At 37.0% G+C, this 16,891-nt stretch carries 15 protein-coding genes; 8 read left to right on the forward strand and 7 right to left on the reverse strand.

Annotated features, from left to right (window positions below; translation table 11 throughout):
• The first annotated feature begins 180 nt into the window (after nucleotides 1-180).
• A complete protein-coding gene (locus ABDZ84_RS02585) occupies nucleotides 181-1,272 on the forward strand; it encodes a metallophosphoesterase (protein ID WP_026679982.1) in 1,092 nt (363 codons plus the stop codon).
• A 136-nt stretch (nucleotides 1,273-1,408) separates the two neighbouring features.
• Nucleotides 1,409-1,852, forward strand: coding sequence for a GNAT family N-acetyltransferase (locus ABDZ84_RS02590; RefSeq protein ID WP_051388251.1), 444 nt, complete (start codon nucleotides 1,409-1,411; stop codon nucleotides 1,850-1,852).
• Between the two features lie 91 nt (nucleotides 1,853-1,943).
• Here ABDZ84_RS02590 and ABDZ84_RS02595 read toward each other — a convergent pair whose 3' ends face one another.
• Nucleotides 1,944-2,918, reverse strand: coding sequence for a trypsin-like serine peptidase (locus ABDZ84_RS02595; protein WP_026679981.1), 975 nt, complete (start codon nucleotides 2,916-2,918; stop codon nucleotides 1,944-1,946).
• Between the two features lie 577 nt (nucleotides 2,919-3,495).
• Entirely contained in the window at nucleotides 3,496-3,747 is a 252-nt protein-coding gene (locus ABDZ84_RS02600; protein ID WP_026679980.1) for a hypothetical protein, read from the reverse strand.
• A gap of 564 nt (nucleotides 3,748-4,311) precedes the next feature.
• On the opposite strand from ABDZ84_RS02600, the gene hflX reads away from it, so the two are divergent.
• Nucleotides 4,312-5,589, forward strand: a complete 1,278-nt coding sequence (gene hflX / locus ABDZ84_RS02605) for a GTPase HflX (protein WP_425542075.1) — start codon at nucleotides 4,312-4,314, stop codon at nucleotides 5,587-5,589.
• Nucleotides 5,590-5,965: 376 nt separating this feature from the next.
• Here the strand turns inward: hflX and ABDZ84_RS02610 are convergent, their stop codons facing one another.
• Both ABDZ84_RS02610 and ABDZ84_RS02615 read right to left on the reverse strand, forming a co-directional pair.
• Nucleotides 5,966-6,397, reverse strand: a complete 432-nt coding sequence (locus tag ABDZ84_RS02610; protein WP_026679978.1) for an Rrf2 family transcriptional regulator — start codon at nucleotides 6,395-6,397, stop codon at nucleotides 5,966-5,968.
• A 355-nt stretch (nucleotides 6,398-6,752) separates the two neighbouring features.
• The gene (locus tag ABDZ84_RS02615; protein ID WP_026679977.1) at nucleotides 6,753-7,169 is read right to left on the reverse strand and encodes an Lrp/AsnC family transcriptional regulator; all 417 of its coding nucleotides are present in this window, start codon (nucleotides 7,167-7,169) and stop codon (nucleotides 6,753-6,755) included.
• Nucleotides 7,170-7,310: 141 nt separating this feature from the next.
• Between ABDZ84_RS02615 and ABDZ84_RS02620 the strand changes: the two genes are divergently transcribed.
• The 3 genes from ABDZ84_RS02620 (at nucleotide 7,311) to ABDZ84_RS02630 (ending at nucleotide 10,391) form a co-directional block, all read left to right on the forward strand.
• Nucleotides 7,311-7,892, forward strand: coding sequence for a DJ-1/PfpI family protein (locus tag ABDZ84_RS02620; RefSeq protein WP_026679976.1), 582 nt, complete (start codon nucleotides 7,311-7,313; stop codon nucleotides 7,890-7,892).
• 830 nt (nucleotides 7,893-8,722) lie between these two features.
• A complete protein-coding gene (locus tag ABDZ84_RS02625) occupies nucleotides 8,723-9,622 on the forward strand; it encodes an NAD(P)/FAD-dependent oxidoreductase (RefSeq protein WP_121604687.1) in 900 nt (299 codons plus the stop codon).
• A gap of 184 nt (nucleotides 9,623-9,806) precedes the next feature.
• Nucleotides 9,807-10,391: a class I SAM-dependent methyltransferase gene (locus ABDZ84_RS02630; RefSeq protein WP_205389641.1), complete on the forward strand. Its 585-nt coding sequence runs from the start codon at nucleotides 9,807-9,809 to the stop codon at nucleotides 10,389-10,391.
• A 279-nt stretch (nucleotides 10,392-10,670) separates the two neighbouring features.
• On the opposite strand, the gene ABDZ84_RS02635 is transcribed toward ABDZ84_RS02630, so the two are convergent.
• The 3 genes from ABDZ84_RS02635 to ABDZ84_RS02645 form a co-directional block, all read right to left on the reverse strand.
• Complete coding sequence (locus tag ABDZ84_RS02635; protein ID WP_026679973.1) at nucleotides 10,671-11,558, reverse strand: RNA polymerase sigma-70 factor; 888 nt, start codon at nucleotides 11,556-11,558, stop codon at nucleotides 10,671-10,673.
• Nucleotides 11,548-12,843: a phytoene desaturase family protein gene (locus ABDZ84_RS02640; protein WP_026679972.1), complete on the reverse strand. Its 1,296-nt coding sequence runs from the start codon at nucleotides 12,841-12,843 to the stop codon at nucleotides 11,548-11,550. Before ABDZ84_RS02640 ends, ABDZ84_RS02635 begins: the two co-directional genes overlap by 11 nt.
• Nucleotides 12,844-13,251: 408 nt before the next feature.
• Nucleotides 13,252-14,121 carry a LysR family transcriptional regulator gene (locus tag ABDZ84_RS02645; protein WP_026679971.1) on the reverse strand — a complete coding sequence of 290 codons (870 nt, stop codon included), beginning with the start codon at nucleotides 14,119-14,121 and terminating at the stop codon, nucleotides 13,252-13,254.
• Between the two features lie 163 nt (nucleotides 14,122-14,284).
• Between ABDZ84_RS02645 and mmgD the strand changes: the two genes are divergently transcribed.
• Together mmgD and prpD are read left to right on the forward strand one after the other, a co-directional pair.
• Nucleotides 14,285-15,391, forward strand: coding sequence for a citrate synthase (gene mmgD / locus ABDZ84_RS02650; protein WP_034678454.1), 1,107 nt, complete (start codon nucleotides 14,285-14,287; stop codon nucleotides 15,389-15,391).
• A 50-nt stretch (nucleotides 15,392-15,441) separates the two neighbouring features.
• Nucleotides 15,442-16,878, forward strand: coding sequence for a 2-methylcitrate dehydratase (gene prpD, locus ABDZ84_RS02655; RefSeq protein WP_026679969.1), 1,437 nt, complete (start codon nucleotides 15,442-15,444; stop codon nucleotides 16,876-16,878).
• Nucleotides 16,879-16,891: the final 13 nt, after the last annotated feature.

The following is a 16,891-nucleotide window of genomic DNA, read 5'->3' on the forward strand; positions in this document are numbered from 1 at the left end:
AAATATTGAAAAAAGTAAAAAAAGTGATACGCCCTAAATTGGCGTACCACTTTTTTCAGTTACTGGGTTTTGTCCCAGCCCCATTCTTTTTTTGCAGATGCTTGCTACATAGAATATGATACACTAATGATAAATCAAAATACAAAAACCTGTGATTAGCTAGAATAGGGGATTACAAAAATGATGAATGCAAGCAAGTTAGCACTCGATAAAAATAGGAGAATGATCGTTATATCAGATATTCACGGGAATTTACAGTTGTTGCAGAAATTATTAGATAAAATAGCATATACGCCAGAAGATTATCTGTTTATTAATGGAGATATGTGTGAAAAGGGAGCAGACAGTCTAGGCGTAATCGATTTTCTCACTTCCTTAACGGCTCAATTGGAACGTGTATATGTAACAAAAGGTAATTGTGATATATTAATAAACTATGTATTTAATGAAGTCGAAGGCATTAAAAATTATATGAAGAAGCAACCAAATTCAATCTTAAACGAAATGCTGAAAAAACAAGATAAATCACTAGCTGATTTTCATAGTCTTAAGGATCTGAGTAAATTTTATCGTACGCATTATAAAAATGAAATTGATTGGTTAGAAGCTCTTCCCATCGCTTATGAAACAGAGCATTTTATCATTATTCATGCTGGGATTGAGGATATTCCCAATTGGCAGTCTACGACTATAGAAAATGCTTTGTCTATGCCTGCTTTTTATGAAAAGGGACACCGTGCGGATAAAACAGTTATTGTTGGACATTGGCCAGTCGTGAATTACACAACGCAATCGATATGTTCAAATAATCCATTAATTGATTTAGATAAACGAATCATAGCTATTGATGGTGGGAATCAAATTAAACGCGAAGGACAGCTTAATGCTTTAGTGGTGGATGGAGAGCAAATTTCTTTTACATTTGTAGATGAACTACAAGAAATGGCAATGATTCAACAATCTCATCAAGACACAACGGCTAGAGTAGGCACTGTTACATATCCGAATTATGAGCTTGAAATAATTAAAGAGGAGCCATTCTTTACACATTGCAAAAATATAGAACTTGGAATAACACAGTGGGTAAAGAATGAGTTCATTACGAGAAATAACAATCAACTAATAAGTAATAATGATATAAGTACAACTTTTTTATCTGTTCAGCAAGGTGAAATCATAAAGGTTATCAATAATGATTGTTCAGGCTATACCATAATTAAAAACGATAATGGAGAAATTGGCTGGATACCGAAGCAATGTTTATATTCCTGAAACGGTAAAATGAAAAAGGTTGAGGTGGGGGGAACGGTGTTTGAAACACAGAAAAAACCGAACCCTGTTATCGAGGAAGTATAACCTTATAGGAATCCGCTATTGGTTATGAAAAACAATCGATATAAAAGGGATGGTGACTGTAATTACTAGCTTTCATGGTATAAAAGAAGAGCTGGAAGAATCTGAGGTACTAGAAATATTGAAGGAAAGTGTATACATGCCTACCCAGGAAAAGCTAGCCGCTAGAGTACGTCGATATATAAATGAACCTACGATACTAGCATTTGGCTATAGAGACGATCGGCGCATGGTGGGAGTCATTATTGTAAGCTATGATGAAGGTACATGTCACGCAGTTATTAAAGATATAGCAGTTCGAGCAAATCTGCAAAAGTCTGGTATTGGCAGTACAATGATTGCTTACATGATGGAGGAATTAAAGCCGTCCATCATCACTGTAGAAACGGATGATGATGCTCTAGGCTTTTACCTCAAAAATGGTTTTGCAATTGTTAATCAGCAACAAAAATTTGCAAATATAACCAGATATAATTGCCACTATGATGTACGTAGTTAATTGGGGAAGATAGCTTAATACCTAAAGAAGTGGAACAAAAGTGTGTTCCACTTCTTTTATAGGAATATTCTTTTTTTGAAAATGTTATCGCTTAATCCATTAAATCAAACATATCCTTTACTGCTTGTGAATTTGGAGTTGCATACAAACGAGGTGTTCCAGAGGTAGATCTTCGTGATGTGACTGCGAAAACATATCCGAGGTCCTCATCTATGATTTCCCTTAACCATGGGCCACCACTTGCACCACCATTCATATCACAATTCATATAAGCATCACTACTAAACAGGCGTTTATATGTGTCACCATCACAATAATATGGTCTTTCACCATCATACGGATCCTCTGCTGGCCAGCCGAAAATACGAACATTCTGTTGTTCTGGACTATAGCCATAAGAAAGACCATTTCCTCCGACTACATGGATTAGGTTTTCTCCGTTACTCGGTCTAACAGTAACAAATGCTTGATCATAACTAAAGTTACTATCGTTTATCCAACCATTGAAAGTGCGTGCCTCTTGCCAATTCCATAGTCCATACGGTAAATCCCCATCATAATAAGCTGGAGCAAAAGCAATATTAGAATGCCAACCTTCCCCACTTCCGCCATGAACACAGTGTCCAGCAGTAATGATAAGGTTCTTGGCATCGCTATTGATTGCTGAAGCGGAACATACATAATCATTTCCTTGATAGGAAAAAAATACTTTGCCAGCTGTCGAGGGAACGACTACATTTATAGTCGCATGCTTTGGTCCAACTGGATCGGATGCATTACCAGGTTTCTCGCTTTCAGTATTATCATATTCGTTTGGGGCTGGTTTGTTTTCTTTAGGAAGCTTTTCATCTGCAGGAGTAGCATTTTTCATTTTTTCCTCTGTCCAATATCCAGCAGGATCAATTTCTGTAGATTCTTGAGTAGATGGTAAATCAGGAGCCTTTTTTGATGTAGTGTCTTTTGAAGACGTTTCATTCGAATTAGCAAATATAGTTGTAGTTCCGAGGCAAAGAACAATCACGATGCTTGTGATAAGACAAAACAGTACCCACTTCAGATTCTTCATTTTTTCATCTCCTTTTATTTACTGTAACATGAAACAGAATAGTGTAGAATCCTATGTTGAATCTTTTTCTATCTTTGGTTTTATCCCACATATAACTGGTAGTAAAATCCCTGATTCAAGCAATAAAAAACAACTATTGTTACCTGCTAGTAAATGGCTGATTGGTTCAAAGGCCTTTAGGTCATACATTTGTGGTAAGAATCATTCGTGTGAGATAAACAAAACCCCCAAGGATTGAAATTTTACTTTATTAGATAGAATGGGACAACTTTTTTCATTTCTCTAACTGCTTTTATTTCACACACTCTATACACTATGCAATATATATTGATTTAGAACAAAGAGTTTTTTACCATTCCAGGAAGAGATGGTATCATGTATAAATCTATCTCACATATAACTGGCAGCAAGCCCCCGCTCCAAGCAATATGGATAAGTGGTGGATCGACTGTCAGTAAATGTCCGATTGGTTCAAAGGCTTTTAGGTCATACCCTTGTGGTACGAACTATACGTGTGGGATAAACAAAAACCCACACGGATTAAAGTTTCACTTTATTATTCACCATTTGTTTAGGATTAGCTCCTTCTTCTGTTAATTTTATCCAGTAATTTGATAACTTCAGATAGTCCGATAAAGATGAAGCCTATGACAATAGCAGGAATAACCCGCTGTACGAAATTCACCCAATCAATTGCATAATCACGTTTCCCGTTAGAATAGAAGGAAACGATGTGGTATGTATCTTTAAATGCCTGAAAACTTAAGAAAAAGCTGACTATAATACCTGTAGAAAATAACAGCACTCCTATCCAATTTTTTTGCTTCATGGTTACATCCTCCTTTGAGAGCTGCTTATAGTAATCGTACACGAATTGATAGTGATTTGTAAGTAGTTACTTTGTAAATGAAAATAGCTATTAAAATGGGGGGGCATCCAGAATATTTTGTAAACGCTTGAAGTATTTACATTTCATCTGTATAATAAAGTTAACTTAAATGAACGGAGGTTTTCCTTGTGTATATTATCAGACTACGTTTCCAAGCTTTGAACCGTTAACTGAATATGGTCAAAGACTCTGCTTGTGTGTGGAGTAAATGGAATGGGTCTGTCTATTTTTAAGGAAGCCTTTGTTATACGGTGTTTTTGCCAAAGAGGGGACGATTCAACCCTCTTTTTCTTGTATTAAAAAATAGTCAGTACATGCAAATTAAATAGCTTTCTTGACCTTGACTGTTCATACAATATTTACTATTGTTGGTGAATTGTATTTTTTGTGTGAAACGAGCCAATAAGGATTTATGCATTTTTTGATTCCATCCATTTACTTTTCCATCACAGGTAGAAGACCTGTGATTTTTAATTTTAAGAGAGAATGGAAGGGAATGTTAATATGAAAAAAGCAATTAATGTAGGTGTAGATATTAAAAATCAATCGGAGGGTTTTGCGTATTCTATGGAGGAATTAGCAGGACTGGCCGCTGCACGTCATATCGAAGTAGTGGGAGAGCTAACGCAGAAGTTAGCTCGTATTCATAAAGCGCATTATCTTGGGAAAGGAAAAATCGAAGAATTGCATGAACTGATCCAGAGGAAGGATGCAGAGATGATTATTGTTAATGATGAGTTGACAGCATCTCAAATACGTGTTCTTGAGGAAAAGCTGGGAATAGTCGTTAGTGACCGTACGATGTTAATTCTAGATATTTTTGCAGAACGGGCCAAAACAAGAGAAGCACAGCTACAAGTGGAAGTGGCAAGACTTGAGTACATGCTCCCACGCCTAATTGGTCAGAATGAAGATTTAGGTAGACAAGGTGGCGGAGTGGGATTAAATAATAGAGGGTCTGGAGAAACAAAGCTTGAGCTTGACCGTCGTAAGATTGAAGAGAAAATTGCAGTATTACATAAAGAGCTAGAGGAGTTAGTGGCTCAGCGAGGCATACAGCGGAGGAAGCGTCAACAAAGTGGTCTTCCAGTTGTGTCCTTAGTCGGCTATACGAACGCTGGAAAATCAACTATTATGAATGCTATGGTTGAACAGTTTAACCCCTCTTCAAATAAACAGGTTTTTGAAAAAGATATGCTATTTGCGACATTGGAAACATCGGTAAGGAAGATTCCTATGCCTGCTAACAAATCCTTTCTGCTGACAGATACAGTAGGTTTTGTTAGTAAACTCCCTCATCATTTGGTAAAGGCATTCCGTTCTACTTTAGAGGAAGTGGTAGAAGCTGATTTAATTATTCATGTCGTTGATTATTCCGAACCGAATCATGAAAATTTAATGGAGGTTACGAAGCAAACACTATTGAGCTTAGGTGTTGAAAACGTTCCAATTATTTATGCTTTAAATAAAGGAGATATAATCGACGTAGACATACCAGCAGTAGAAGAGAATAAGGTATATCTTTCAGCAAAGCAAAGGGTTGGTATTCATGAATTAATAGAAGTAATTAATCGGGAGATCTTTAAAGATTTAATCCAATGCGAGATGCTTATTCCATTTGATCAGGGGCAGATCGTAGCAAATCTAAACGAACAGGCAAATGTGATCACTACGAACTATGAAGAAAATGGCACACGCTTAACAGTAGAATGTACGCAGGCTTATATCACGCAGTATCAGCAGTATATTATCTCGCAAAACGGTAATCCCGAACGTGTTTAAGAGAAACATATTAAGATTAAAGATGGGTAAAGTCATTTGACGATGACTTTACCTATTAATCGTAGGAAGTGGAGTAGGTTCTAGAGAACAACGAACTACGCTATCTATGGAAGTAACGCAGACTCCTTTGGTGAGATTCGATAGTGCTAGCAAGAGGAACGAACCAATCCTAAACCATAGTTAGAGCTTCCTAACTTCATTTATCGCGCATATAACTGGAATAATACCCTCGACTTCAAGCAATAAAGTGAAACCAATATGGATAAGTGGGAGGTCGACTGCCAGTAAATGTCTAATCAATGGGTTCCGTTAACAATCGTCGGGATAAACAATATCCCCAATTGATTGAAGGTTTACTTTATTTATGGTTGCAAAATTATTTATTAGCTCGTTCATTTAAATAACGAACCATTTCATCATTTGCTTTATTGGCAATATCAATGAGGTACGTTTGGTCTAATTCGCTATTCATGTTTTGTTCTGCTTTCATCATCACATTTTCGATTAGACAATCTTCTTGATGATTTAACGAGCAATGAAATAAACTTGAATGACCTTCAATTGTTCTAATGACATCAAGAAATGAGATTTCGTTTTTTGACTTAGAAATTTTATATCCACCATTGACACCTGGAGTTGACTCGATGAGCCCACCTTTAGCAAGCTTTGTTAAGATCTTCGAAAGATAGCTCGGAGAAAGCTTTTGTATTTCTGCTAAGGGCTGAACGCCGATTGTGCTACCCCTAGGTAAGAGGAGTAAATATACCATTGTGTGTAATGCATAATTTGTAGCCTTCGAATATTTCATTGTTTCCTCCTGTGCATATTGTAGTTATTATAGAGTTTCATTATCTACAAGTGATTTTAATCGTACCATTAAAATGGCTGCTCCTCAACATGCACTATTCCAAATTTATGTCACATATAACTGGCGGTAAGCCTAATAAAGTCAAACCAATAAGGATAAGTGCGGGCTCGACTGCCAATAAATGTCTGATTGGTTCAAAGACCTTTAGGTCATACCCTTGTGGTACGAATAATCAGTGGAGAGATATACAAAACTCTAGCTGACTGGAGTTCCACTTTATTCTAAACATCTTTAAGATTTTAATGTTGTAGCCAAGCATTTGTTTATATAGAAAAGTAGGAATGCGTGTACCATCTTATAAAACTGAATTTTTTTGCTCAGACATTACAATATTTGTAGATGGTGTCCCATATGTCATAGATTGATCAATAAATTTTTCAAGGGTTTCTACTGATTGTGTTGCTACTTTAGCAATATAGCTGATTTCACCGGCAACTCGGTAGCATTCCAGTACATCAGGATGGTTGTAGCAAAATTGTGCCAGCCTCTTACAGTCGTTGGATTTAAATAATACAAGCGCAATAATGGAACGATTAAGCTTGTTTACATCAATCGATGTTTGATAGCCTGTAATAATTTGTTGATCTTCGAGTTTTTTAATGCGCTCAGCTACTGCAGGTGCAGATAGATGTACATGAGCAGCGACTTGTTTTGTGGTCATTTTTGCATTCTGCTCGAGCTGCTTTAAAATTTCATAATCGATGTGGTCCATAAATTCTCCTAATTATATAAAGTATTTAATTAAATTATCCACTAAAACAAAGGAAAATTCAACTAAATACCGTTCAATATCTATTTAAGTAGTCATGGAAATTAATTAAACTTAAGTGAAGAAATAAAGGAGGGACTTCTTATGAAAAAGGTATTATTATTACTTGCAGATGGCTTTGAGGCTTACGAAGCAAGTGTTTTTACAGATGTACTTGGTTGGAATCAATTAGAAGGTGATGGATCGACAGCCGTTACTTCAGTCGGGCTTCATCCAACGCTGCAAGCAACATGGAATTTTCAGGTTACACCAGAAAAGCTAGTTGAAGAAATTGATTTAACTGAATTTGATGCATTAGCAATTCCTGGAGGCTTTGAAGAAGCGAATTTTTATGTCGATGCTTTTAGTAAAACATTTCAAGAAATAATACAACATTTTAATGCACATCAAAAACCCATTGCCGCTATTTGTGTAGCTTCTTTAGCACTTGCGCATAGTGGGATTTTACACAATCGTCAGGCTACTACGTATAATTTTCCAACTAGCAAACGATTAGCGCAATTAGCTACATATGGTGTACAGGTATCCAAAGATCGAATTGTCGTTAATGAAAATATAATTACTTCATCTAATCCAGGAACTGCCATAGAGGTGGCGTTCATATTATTAGAGATGTTGACCTCTAAATCTAATGCAGCGAGAATTAAAGAACGAATGGGTTATTAATCTCTCCAGTATACAGAGAAACATATCTTTCGGGAACAGTGTATTAACATGAAGAAGCTTCTTTTCAGTTTAGGGCAGCGAATAATAGAAAACTTCTGCGGAAAAACGGGCGATTCCAGCCCCCACAGTGTGGTTTGCACGAGAAGACTTGGGCGTTCGCCTGCTCATATACAAAAAAGCTTGTAGTAAACCAAGGGTTTATTTACAAGTTGAAGAGGCCGAGACAAAAGAAGGAAGAAACAATAAAAAACGAAAAGATAATTTAGTTGAAATTAATTATCTTTTCGTTTTTTGATTAGAATCATTCCTTTAGCACCTGAAATAAGCGAAACTCCGGCGGGAACAGTACGAGTCCGAAGATTCACGTGGTAACGTGTTTTTCTTTACCAAGTTAGCTGTGGCCGTGCTCGTGGAAAGAGCTTTCTTTCCGGGGCACAGCTTTAGGTTCTTAGGAAAGCAAAGAACACTTTTCTGCGAGATCTTCAACTGGACTTTTCCCGTAGGATAAGGAAGGCCTTGAGAAGCGATCTTCTTTGTCAAAAAGTCTACGTATTTTGACTGCACCTCGTATGAACATTTATTTTATTATTCGGCTTTGGGGATAACGATTTTAATTTCATCCTAGATGAAAAATTCGTTTGCGTTTCATTTAATGGCGTGCTAGTATATAATACAAATTATAGATATTATATATCTATAATAGGTTTAATGGAGGGGGTAAAAGAAGCTGTGAACTACACAGCTAATGATCAGAAGAATTAAAGCTAAATTCGTAGCTATTTGTTTGTTGGTCAAGAAATAATCATAAAAAGGGAATGGGGATGATTTAGATGCTGTTAGACTGTATTGTTATCGGCGGAGGTCCAGCTGGGCTTAATGCCTCACTGATGCTTGGAAGGTCTAAGCGCAAAACGATTTTATTTGATGATAATAAACCGAGAAACGCCGTTACGAACGAGTCCCATGGCTTTATCACACGGGACGGTATTCATCCGTTAGAGTTCAAACAAATTGCACGAGAGGAATTAAGTAAGTATCCAAATGTTATCATCAAAAAACAACGTGTTTTACAGGTGGATAAAGATAAACAGGTATTCACAATCAAAGCAGATGACGGCGAGGTTTACAAAGCTAAAAAGATTATTTTAGCGACTGGACTGAAAGAAACCTTACCCAATATAGCTCAAGTAAATCAGTTTTATGGCACCAGTATATTTAGTTGTCCATTTTGTGATGGTTGGGAATTAAGGGATCGACCATTGGCTCTAATAGCTGAAAATAACAGAGCTTTCCATATGGCTAAAGTGGTCTTTAATTGGAGTAAAGATCTGATTGTATGTACAAATGGCAAGCAAATCCTTTCGGTGGAACAAAAAAATCAATTAAACAGCAAGGGCATTATCATATATGAGCAAGAAATTACCTCATTGCAAGGGGATCATGGGTATTTAAAAGGGATTACCTTTGCTGGTGGTGAGAGCATTACACGAGAAGGAGGATTTGTTACACCAGAATGGGAACAAGCGTCATCCATTGGTCGAGACTTAGACTGTGAATTCAACGATCAAGGAGGGATAAAAGTAGATCGCTTTGGAAGAACAAATGTGGAAGGTGTATATGCAAGCGGGGACACGTTATTAGCTGGGGCAACTCAATTAATTATTGCTGCAGCAGAAGGTAGTAAAGCTGCATTAGGAGTCAATGCAGCGTTAATGGAAGAAGACTTCTAAAGCAGCATTGTCAGCAAATTAGTTTTCTTTCACATATAACTAGCAGTAATACCCCAAAGAGAATCCAAAATTGGTAAGCGGGGGATAAACAAAAAACCAACTGGTTGACATTTCACTTTATAAGCTTTGTCAATATGGGATTGCTGATGATTTTGTATTAAGTGTTATATAAAGGAGGCTATGAATGAAGGAACACAAATGTAATTCGAAAGAAAAGGAAAATTTCACAAGAAAAATAGAATTTTTAGATGGATCTAAAAGGAGGGAGGACCTACCTCCAGAAAAGCTGTTGAATTTACTCCCAATGACGAGAACGGATACAATATTAGATTTAGGTGCAGGAACTGGATATTTAACAATTCCAGCAGCTAAAGCGGTTGACAGCCCTGTATACGCACTAGATAGAGATCCAAATATGCTAGAAATTATAAATACTAAAGCGCAAGAGGAGAACCTTACAAATATTAAGGCTATGCAAGCGGACATTGATCATATTCGACTATCAAATGATTCTATAGGCATTGTCCTTGCTTCATTAGTATTACATGAGACGAAAACGATATCCAAAACGTTGCAGGAAATAAAACGTGTCCTTAAAGAATCTGGTTATTTTGTATGTGTTGAAATAGAGAAGCTAGATCATGTTAATGATGGTCCACCGAGAATTTCCTCATCAATAATGGAACAAGAAATAACAAATGCTGGAATGGATATAATACAAAAATTCTTTCCAACAGACTCTTTATATGTCTTTATTGCCAGGAAATAACCTGCTTATATATTTTTTTGGATTAATTATAGATATTAAAGATATTTAAAGTATTTAAATAAGACATGTCCGTTAAATCGCGTCGCGTATTATGGAAGTGTGATCATTAAGTATAAATGTTCGATAGATCTTTACACGCTGATAGTAATCTTCAAAAAATCTGCCCATGGGAAAGCTTGCTTCTAGGGCAGATTTTTGTTTGGAATTTGTAAAGTATTAGGTTTGCACGCTTTGGGAATAGAGTGATGCCTTTAGGTCATACCTTTGTGGTACTACCAATCAGCGGGTAAACAAAACCCCTGCGGATTGAAGTTTCAATTTATCAGGATTCATCGTTATATAAATTTCTTTAATTGTACGATGAAGAATATAGAAACTGACCGTACTATGAATGGTACCATTCATATAATTGATGAGAGAGGGTTGACCATTGACGCTTCTGATTTCGTAGTAATAGTCTTCTGTGGTCTTTTTTCTTATACCAATTAAAAATGCTAAAACCTTCGTACGTGTTCGAATTGGACGAACAGCGGCTTTGACTTTCCCTCCACCATCTGAATACAAGGTAACTTTATCCGATACTAGCTCAAGCAGTTCACTCGTATTTTGTATGTGGAAGGCTTTGAGAAAACGGTTGACAACGTCTTTATTTCTCTCATAATGTAAGCTTTCGTTCTCTACAGCTGAGATTTTTTGCTTTGAACGGCTATATAGTTTTCTGCAGTTATCCTCCGTCTTTTCTACGATGGTAGAAATCTCTCGATAAGAAAAGTCAAATACCTCACGCAATAGTAAAACGGCTCGTTCGTGAGGAGACAGCTGTTCCATCATTCGTAAATAAGCAATACTTAATCCTTCTTTTTGTAGTAGAGCTTCTGAGGGGTGATCGTGCATGTCACTAAAAAAGAATAAAGGCTCAGGGTTCCATGGCCCAATATACACTTCTCGTCTTTTTTTTGCAGATTTTAAAAAATCCAGACAACGGTTGGTCATCATTTTACAAAGATAAGCTTTTTTGTTTTCAATCTTCTGATCTTTGATTTGATAGGCACGTAGGAAGGTTTCCTGTACAATGTCCTCCGTATCTACAACTGAACCTAGCATTCGGTAACCTAATGAAAATAACAAAGGTTGATAGAGTCGATACGCTTCATTATTAAGTTGCATGAGATGACCTTCCTTCTTTTTGCATAATTTCAATGGCTGCTTGTTTTCCACTCTCAACAGCACCCTCTGATAGTATAGAATCTGGTGATGCCCAGTCACCAGCAATAAATAACCCGGAAATATGAGTTTCAGATTGGCAGAAATTTTTCCTTTCCCCAACTTGAGGTAGACGGTAATTCACGGTTATTTGCGGTAGAAACCTACGTGCCACTTCATATTCTTGCCAGCCTGGTTGTATTTTGTTTAAGAACGCTTCAAGGTGAGTTTGCTCTTGTCTCCCAAATAACCTTTCATCTGGATGATGGTATTTAAGAACGTGAAGGATTGTACACTGTCCACTTTGGGAAAGCCTAGCATATTTTGAATGAACAGAATAATAGTAGGGGGTTGTTATTCCCATAGCAAATAATTGTTTTGGCTTAGGGAGTTTCTCTAATGCAACATCTAAAGTTGCAGCTTTTACGGGTACGATTTCTTCTAGAAAACTTCTTTGGAGATAGGGGAATGATTCGGCTATTACGTTGTTTAAATTATCTGGTGCTCCTGTATAGAGTACGTGTTTCGTTTGAAGACAATCCCCATTGGACAGCGTTAACTGAAATTGATCAGATTTATTTTTGACAATTTGCTTCATGTTTGACTTTGTTTGGATTTCCACTCCTGAGATAACTGCTTGATTATGAAGTTGATCAATCATTGTTTGCCATCCGCCATCTAAATAAGTGACACCTCCTATAGCATACTGGATATGAGAGATAACAACATATGCGCTAACTTTATGAGGAGCATGGCAGTATGTTGCTAATCTGCCTATAATATAAAGTAATGAGCGGACTTTCTCTGAATTGGTAGATTGGTGAACCCATTCGTGGAAAGTCTTGGTGTCTAATTCATCACGGTTGGAATTTTTTATTTTTATCAATATAGACACCCATTCCTTGCGCTCTTTCCAATTCAAAAAAGTGGTCTTGAAGAGTCCAAGTGGGGAGAATGGCGCTACATATTTCGTATTATTTTCAATTAAGATACCACCTAGTTTTGGCGTGTTTCCTTCAAGCGTAATGTTTAATTCCTCTAATATAGTTCGGGCCATTCCTTTTTTATAAAGAGCATGAGGGCCTAAATTAAATAATTGATGATTGATTATATCTGTTCTTGCACGTCCTCCAACCTGCTTTGCTTTCTCTAACAGTAACACGTTCAAAGGTGTTTTAGCTAAAAAATTGGCCGCTACGTAGCCTGCTAATCCTCCTCCAACAATAACAACATCCCATTTTTGAACCATGAAATAACCTCCTATTATCTCTTTTTATCCCGCATATAACTGGCAGTAAGCCTTTACTTCCAGGCAATAAAGTGAAACCAATATGGATAAGTGTGGGAACAGCTGCCAGCTAAATGTCCGATTAGTTCTAGGGCCTTTAGGCCATACCCTTGTGGTACTAACCATTCGTAGGAGATAAAAAAATTCCCACGGATTGAAGTATCACCTTATAATTCAAGACGATAATGAAGAGATATTTGTGACAGAGAGTAATTTGTTGTTTTATTCGTAAGCGGATTAGAATGATACTGCGTAGTGACAAAAAACAGATTGATTTTAAGTGTTGCAATGTAATATGGTATGAATAAGTAGTATTTAAGTAATCCATTCAAATGCTTTTTAGCTACGATGTTTGATAGCTTATCTGACTTATAATGCTTTTACATCCAGTGTTTGAATAAAACGAACAAAGGCATGAACGATGTTCAACTGTAATGTATCCTCATGATAATACATCCATGTTTTTCGAGTGATTGCTTTACCTGAAGGATGCTGTAACGGTTTGATAATTAGTTCTGGGTAGGGGCGGACAACTAAATTAGCTAAAATCGCATAGCCTAATCCATTAATAATCATTTCTTTACATGTTTCGACTTGACTAACTTGAATATTTATATTTGGCGTTTGTTTGTAATTGCTATACCACCATTGATCTACAATGCTTCTCATTTTTTCATCTGTATAATAGTCAATTCGTGGTAAATCAGGGAGATCTTTCCATGTAAAATCCCATGGTGAGGCAATACAAATTTCTTCCTCATAAAGCAGGTCTTTGTTTTCGTTCCACACATAATCACCTTTGATAAAACCAATGTGGACATCATTATTGAGGATCAGCCGATGCATTTCGCTACTCCAGCCAGTGACTACTTGAAATTCAACATTCGGATAGCTTTGCTTAAATAATCGTAGTAATTTTGGCATTTTATTTAAAGCAAAAAAGTTAGAAACGCCAACTCTAATCGTACCAGCTACTTGTTCCTTCATATTATGTAGCCGCTCTTCAATTTTTCGCTGTTCATAAAGCATTTTCTTGGCATGCTGTGCTAATTGCTCCCCTTCAGGTGTAAAGGTGATTCCTCTTTGCTTTCGAATAATTAGTTGCACACCATAATAGTTTTCGAGTTTTTTTAATCGAGATGTTAGCGTAGGCTGTGATAAGAACAGGCGATGTGCCGCTTGAGTAATATTTTCTGTAGCATATAAGGTTGCAAGCATTTCCCAATCCTGTATTTTCATTTCAGAATCTCTCCTAATTTTATGCTTGATATAGAAAAAAATTATGGCTAATAATTAAAATTATATATTTTTCTAATTTTCATTTCAATTTTATAATAGAACTATAGAATATAATGAAATTACTGAACTATTAAACAATGAATTATCTTAAAGGAGGATGTATATGAGTACGAAAGAAAAGTATGTTCCGGGTTTAGATGGGGTAATAGCTTCAGAAACTGCTATTTCCTTCCTTGATACAGAACAGGAAAAAATAATTATTCGTGGCCATGAACTGATAGAACTATCTAAGAGTAATGATTACATTGATATTGTGCATCTCCTGCTTAATGGTACGCTTCCCGATTCAACAGAGAAGTTAGTATTGGAAAAGGAATTAACAACGAATTACGATATACCGACTGATGTGATGAAGCTATTAGCTTTATTACCAAAACAAACACATCCAATGGATGGATTACGGACAGGTTTGTCAGCGCTTTCTGGGTATGATGAGGATATAGAAAATCGGTCCCTAGAAGCAAATAAGCGTAGGGCATATGCGTTATTAGGTAATCTTCCTGCGATTACTGTAAATAGTTACCGGCTAATCCATGGCCAAGAAGCAGTTCAGCCGAACCAAGAGCTTTCGTATAGTGCTAACTTCTTGTATATGATTACAGGGGAAGAACCAGAAGCTTGGGAGGCAGAGGTTTTTGATCGCTCGCTTCTATTATATAGTGAGCATGAAATGCCTAATTCAACATTTACTGCAAGGGTTATAGCCTCAACAAATTCTGATTTATATGGTGCATTGACTGGTGGCGTTGCTTCTTTGAAGGGAAATCTTCACGGAGGGGCAAATGAAGCAGTTATGTACATGTTAAATGAGGCAAAGTCTGTTGGAGAATTCGAAGAACTACTACAGAAAAAGCTGATGAAAAAAGAAAAGATTATGGGATTTGGACATCGAGTATATATGAAAAAAATGGACCCAAGAGCATTAGTAATGAAGGAATCTCTAAAACAGTTATGCGATAAAAAAGGGGATTCATTGCTACTTGAAATGTGTGAAGCTGGTGAGAAGGTAATGCGAGAAGAAAAAGGGCTATACCCTAATTTGGATTACTATGCTGCCCCAGTGTATTGGATGTTAGGAATACCTATAGGGTTATATACTCCGATTTTCTTTAGTGCGCGGACGGCTGGTTTAGCTGCACATGTTATTGAACAGCATAATAATAATCGTTTATTCCGTCCTCGTGTAAATTATATTGGAGAAAGTTATTAAGAAGGTTATCGATTAATACTAGCTATCAGTGAGAGAAAGGGAGAAAATTCATGTTGAAAGTTGATGAACAGAAGAAAACGGATGCACTTTTAGAGGAAATTGCTGAATATGTATTAAATAAAGAGATTACGAGCGAGGAAGCTTATTCAACCGCTCATTATGTATTTATTGATACGATTGGTTGTGGGATCCTTGCGTTAAACTACCCAGAATGCACCAAGCATTTAGGACCTATCGTACCTGGAACAGTTGTCCCAAATGGCACAAGGGTACCAGGAACCTCTCATGTTCTTGATCCGGTTCAAGGCGCATTCAATATTGGAACGATCATTCGTTGGTTAGATTATAATGATACATGGTTAGCAGCAGAATGGGGGCATCCTTCTGACAACTTAGGTGGAATACTTGCAGTTGCAGACTTTGTAAGTCAAGAGCGACTAGCTAAAGGACAGGAACCATTAAACGTTCATGATGTATTGGAAGCAATGATTAAAGCTCATGAAATTCAAGGCGTACTGGCATTAGAAAACAGCTTGAACCGCGTTGGACTTGACCACGTAATGTTTGTAAAGATTGCTACAACAGCGGTTGTCACGAAGATGCTTGGTGGAAATCGTGAAGAGATCATTAATGCATTATCTAATGCATGGATTGACAATTCAAGCTTACGTACTTATCGCCATGCGCCAAATACTGGTTCTCGGAAATCTTGGGCTGCAGGGGATGCAACCAGTCGAGCAGTTCGTCTAGCAATGATGGCTGTAAAGGGAGAAATGGGATATAAGACTGCTCTCAGTGCTCCTGGTTGGGGCTTTCAAGATGTGCTGTTTAATAAGCAAGAGCTAACTGTTAAACAACCATTCGATAGCTATGTGATGGAAAATGTATTATTTAAAGTATCGTATCCCGCTGAATTTCATGCCCAAACGGCGGCTGAAGCAGCTGTAAAGCTACATCCAGAAGTGAAGGGGCGCATCGACGAGATTGATCACATTACTATTACGACCCATGAATCTGCAATTCGTATAATTGACAAAAAAGGTCCTTTAAACAACCCGGCTGACCGTGACCATTGCCTTCAATATATAACTGCCATCGGTTTATTAAAAGGGAATATTGTTGCAGAAGACTATGAAGATGACGTTGCAGCTGATCCTCGAGTAGATATGTTACGTGAAAAAATGGTAGTTTCCGAGAACGAAAATTATACTAAAGATTATTTAGATCCTAACAAGCGATCCATAGCAAATGCTGTTCAAGTACATTTTAAGGATGGAACTTCGACAGAACAAGTGGATTGTGAATACCCATTAGGACATCGTTTCCGTAGAGAAGAAGCGGTGCCAAAGATTCTCGAAAAATATGCCCAAAACATGGCAACACAATATGCTAGCAAGCAATTAAAGCAGATTGAAGCTGTGAGCTATGATTATAAAAAGCTTACTGCCATGAATGTTAATGAATTTATGGAATTATTGGTGAAGTAAGAAGGAGGACATC

Source organism: Virgibacillus salarius, assembly GCF_039521925.1.
GTDB classification, from domain to species: domain Bacteria; phylum Bacillota; class Bacilli; order Bacillales; family Amphibacillaceae; genus Virgibacillus; species Virgibacillus salarius.

What these genes read in the sequence shown, in the direction of transcription:
- ABDZ84_RS02585 (WP_026679982.1), top strand. Translation starts at nt 181, where the DNA reads ATGATGAATGCAAGCAAGTTAGCACTCGATAAAAATAGGAGAATGATC.
- ABDZ84_RS02595 (WP_026679981.1), bottom strand. Translation starts at nt 2,918, where the DNA reads ATGAAGAATCTGAAGTGGGTACTGTTTTGTCTTATCACAAGCATCGTG.
- ABDZ84_RS02600 (WP_026679980.1), bottom strand. Translation starts at nt 3,747, where the DNA reads ATGAAGCAAAAAAATTGGATAGGAGTGCTGTTATTTTCTACAGGTATT.
- hflX (WP_425542075.1), top strand. Translation starts at nt 4,312, where the DNA reads ATGAAAAAAGCAATTAATGTAGGTGTAGATATTAAAAATCAATCGGAG.
- ABDZ84_RS02610 (WP_026679978.1), bottom strand. Translation starts at nt 6,397, where the DNA reads ATGAAATATTCGAAGGCTACAAATTATGCATTACACACAATGGTATAT.
- ABDZ84_RS02615 (WP_026679977.1), bottom strand. Translation starts at nt 7,169, where the DNA reads ATGGACCACATCGATTATGAAATTTTAAAGCAGCTCGAGCAGAATGCA.
- ABDZ84_RS02620 (WP_026679976.1), top strand. Translation starts at nt 7,311, where the DNA reads ATGAAAAAGGTATTATTATTACTTGCAGATGGCTTTGAGGCTTACGAA.
- ABDZ84_RS02625 (WP_121604687.1), top strand. Translation starts at nt 8,723, where the DNA reads ATGCTGTTAGACTGTATTGTTATCGGCGGAGGTCCAGCTGGGCTTAAT.
- ABDZ84_RS02630 (WP_205389641.1), top strand. Translation starts at nt 9,807, where the DNA reads ATGAAGGAACACAAATGTAATTCGAAAGAAAAGGAAAATTTCACAAGA.
- ABDZ84_RS02635 (WP_026679973.1), bottom strand. Translation starts at nt 11,558, where the DNA reads ATGCAACTTAATAATGAAGCGTATCGACTCTATCAACCTTTGTTATTT.
- ABDZ84_RS02640 (WP_026679972.1), bottom strand. Translation starts at nt 12,843, where the DNA reads ATGGTTCAAAAATGGGATGTTGTTATTGTTGGAGGAGGATTAGCAGGC.
- ABDZ84_RS02645 (WP_026679971.1), bottom strand. Translation starts at nt 14,121, where the DNA reads ATGAAAATACAGGATTGGGAAATGCTTGCAACCTTATATGCTACAGAA.
- mmgD (WP_034678454.1), top strand. Translation starts at nt 14,285, where the DNA reads ATGAGTACGAAAGAAAAGTATGTTCCGGGTTTAGATGGGGTAATAGCT.
- prpD (WP_026679969.1), top strand. Translation starts at nt 15,442, where the DNA reads ATGTTGAAAGTTGATGAACAGAAGAAAACGGATGCACTTTTAGAGGAA.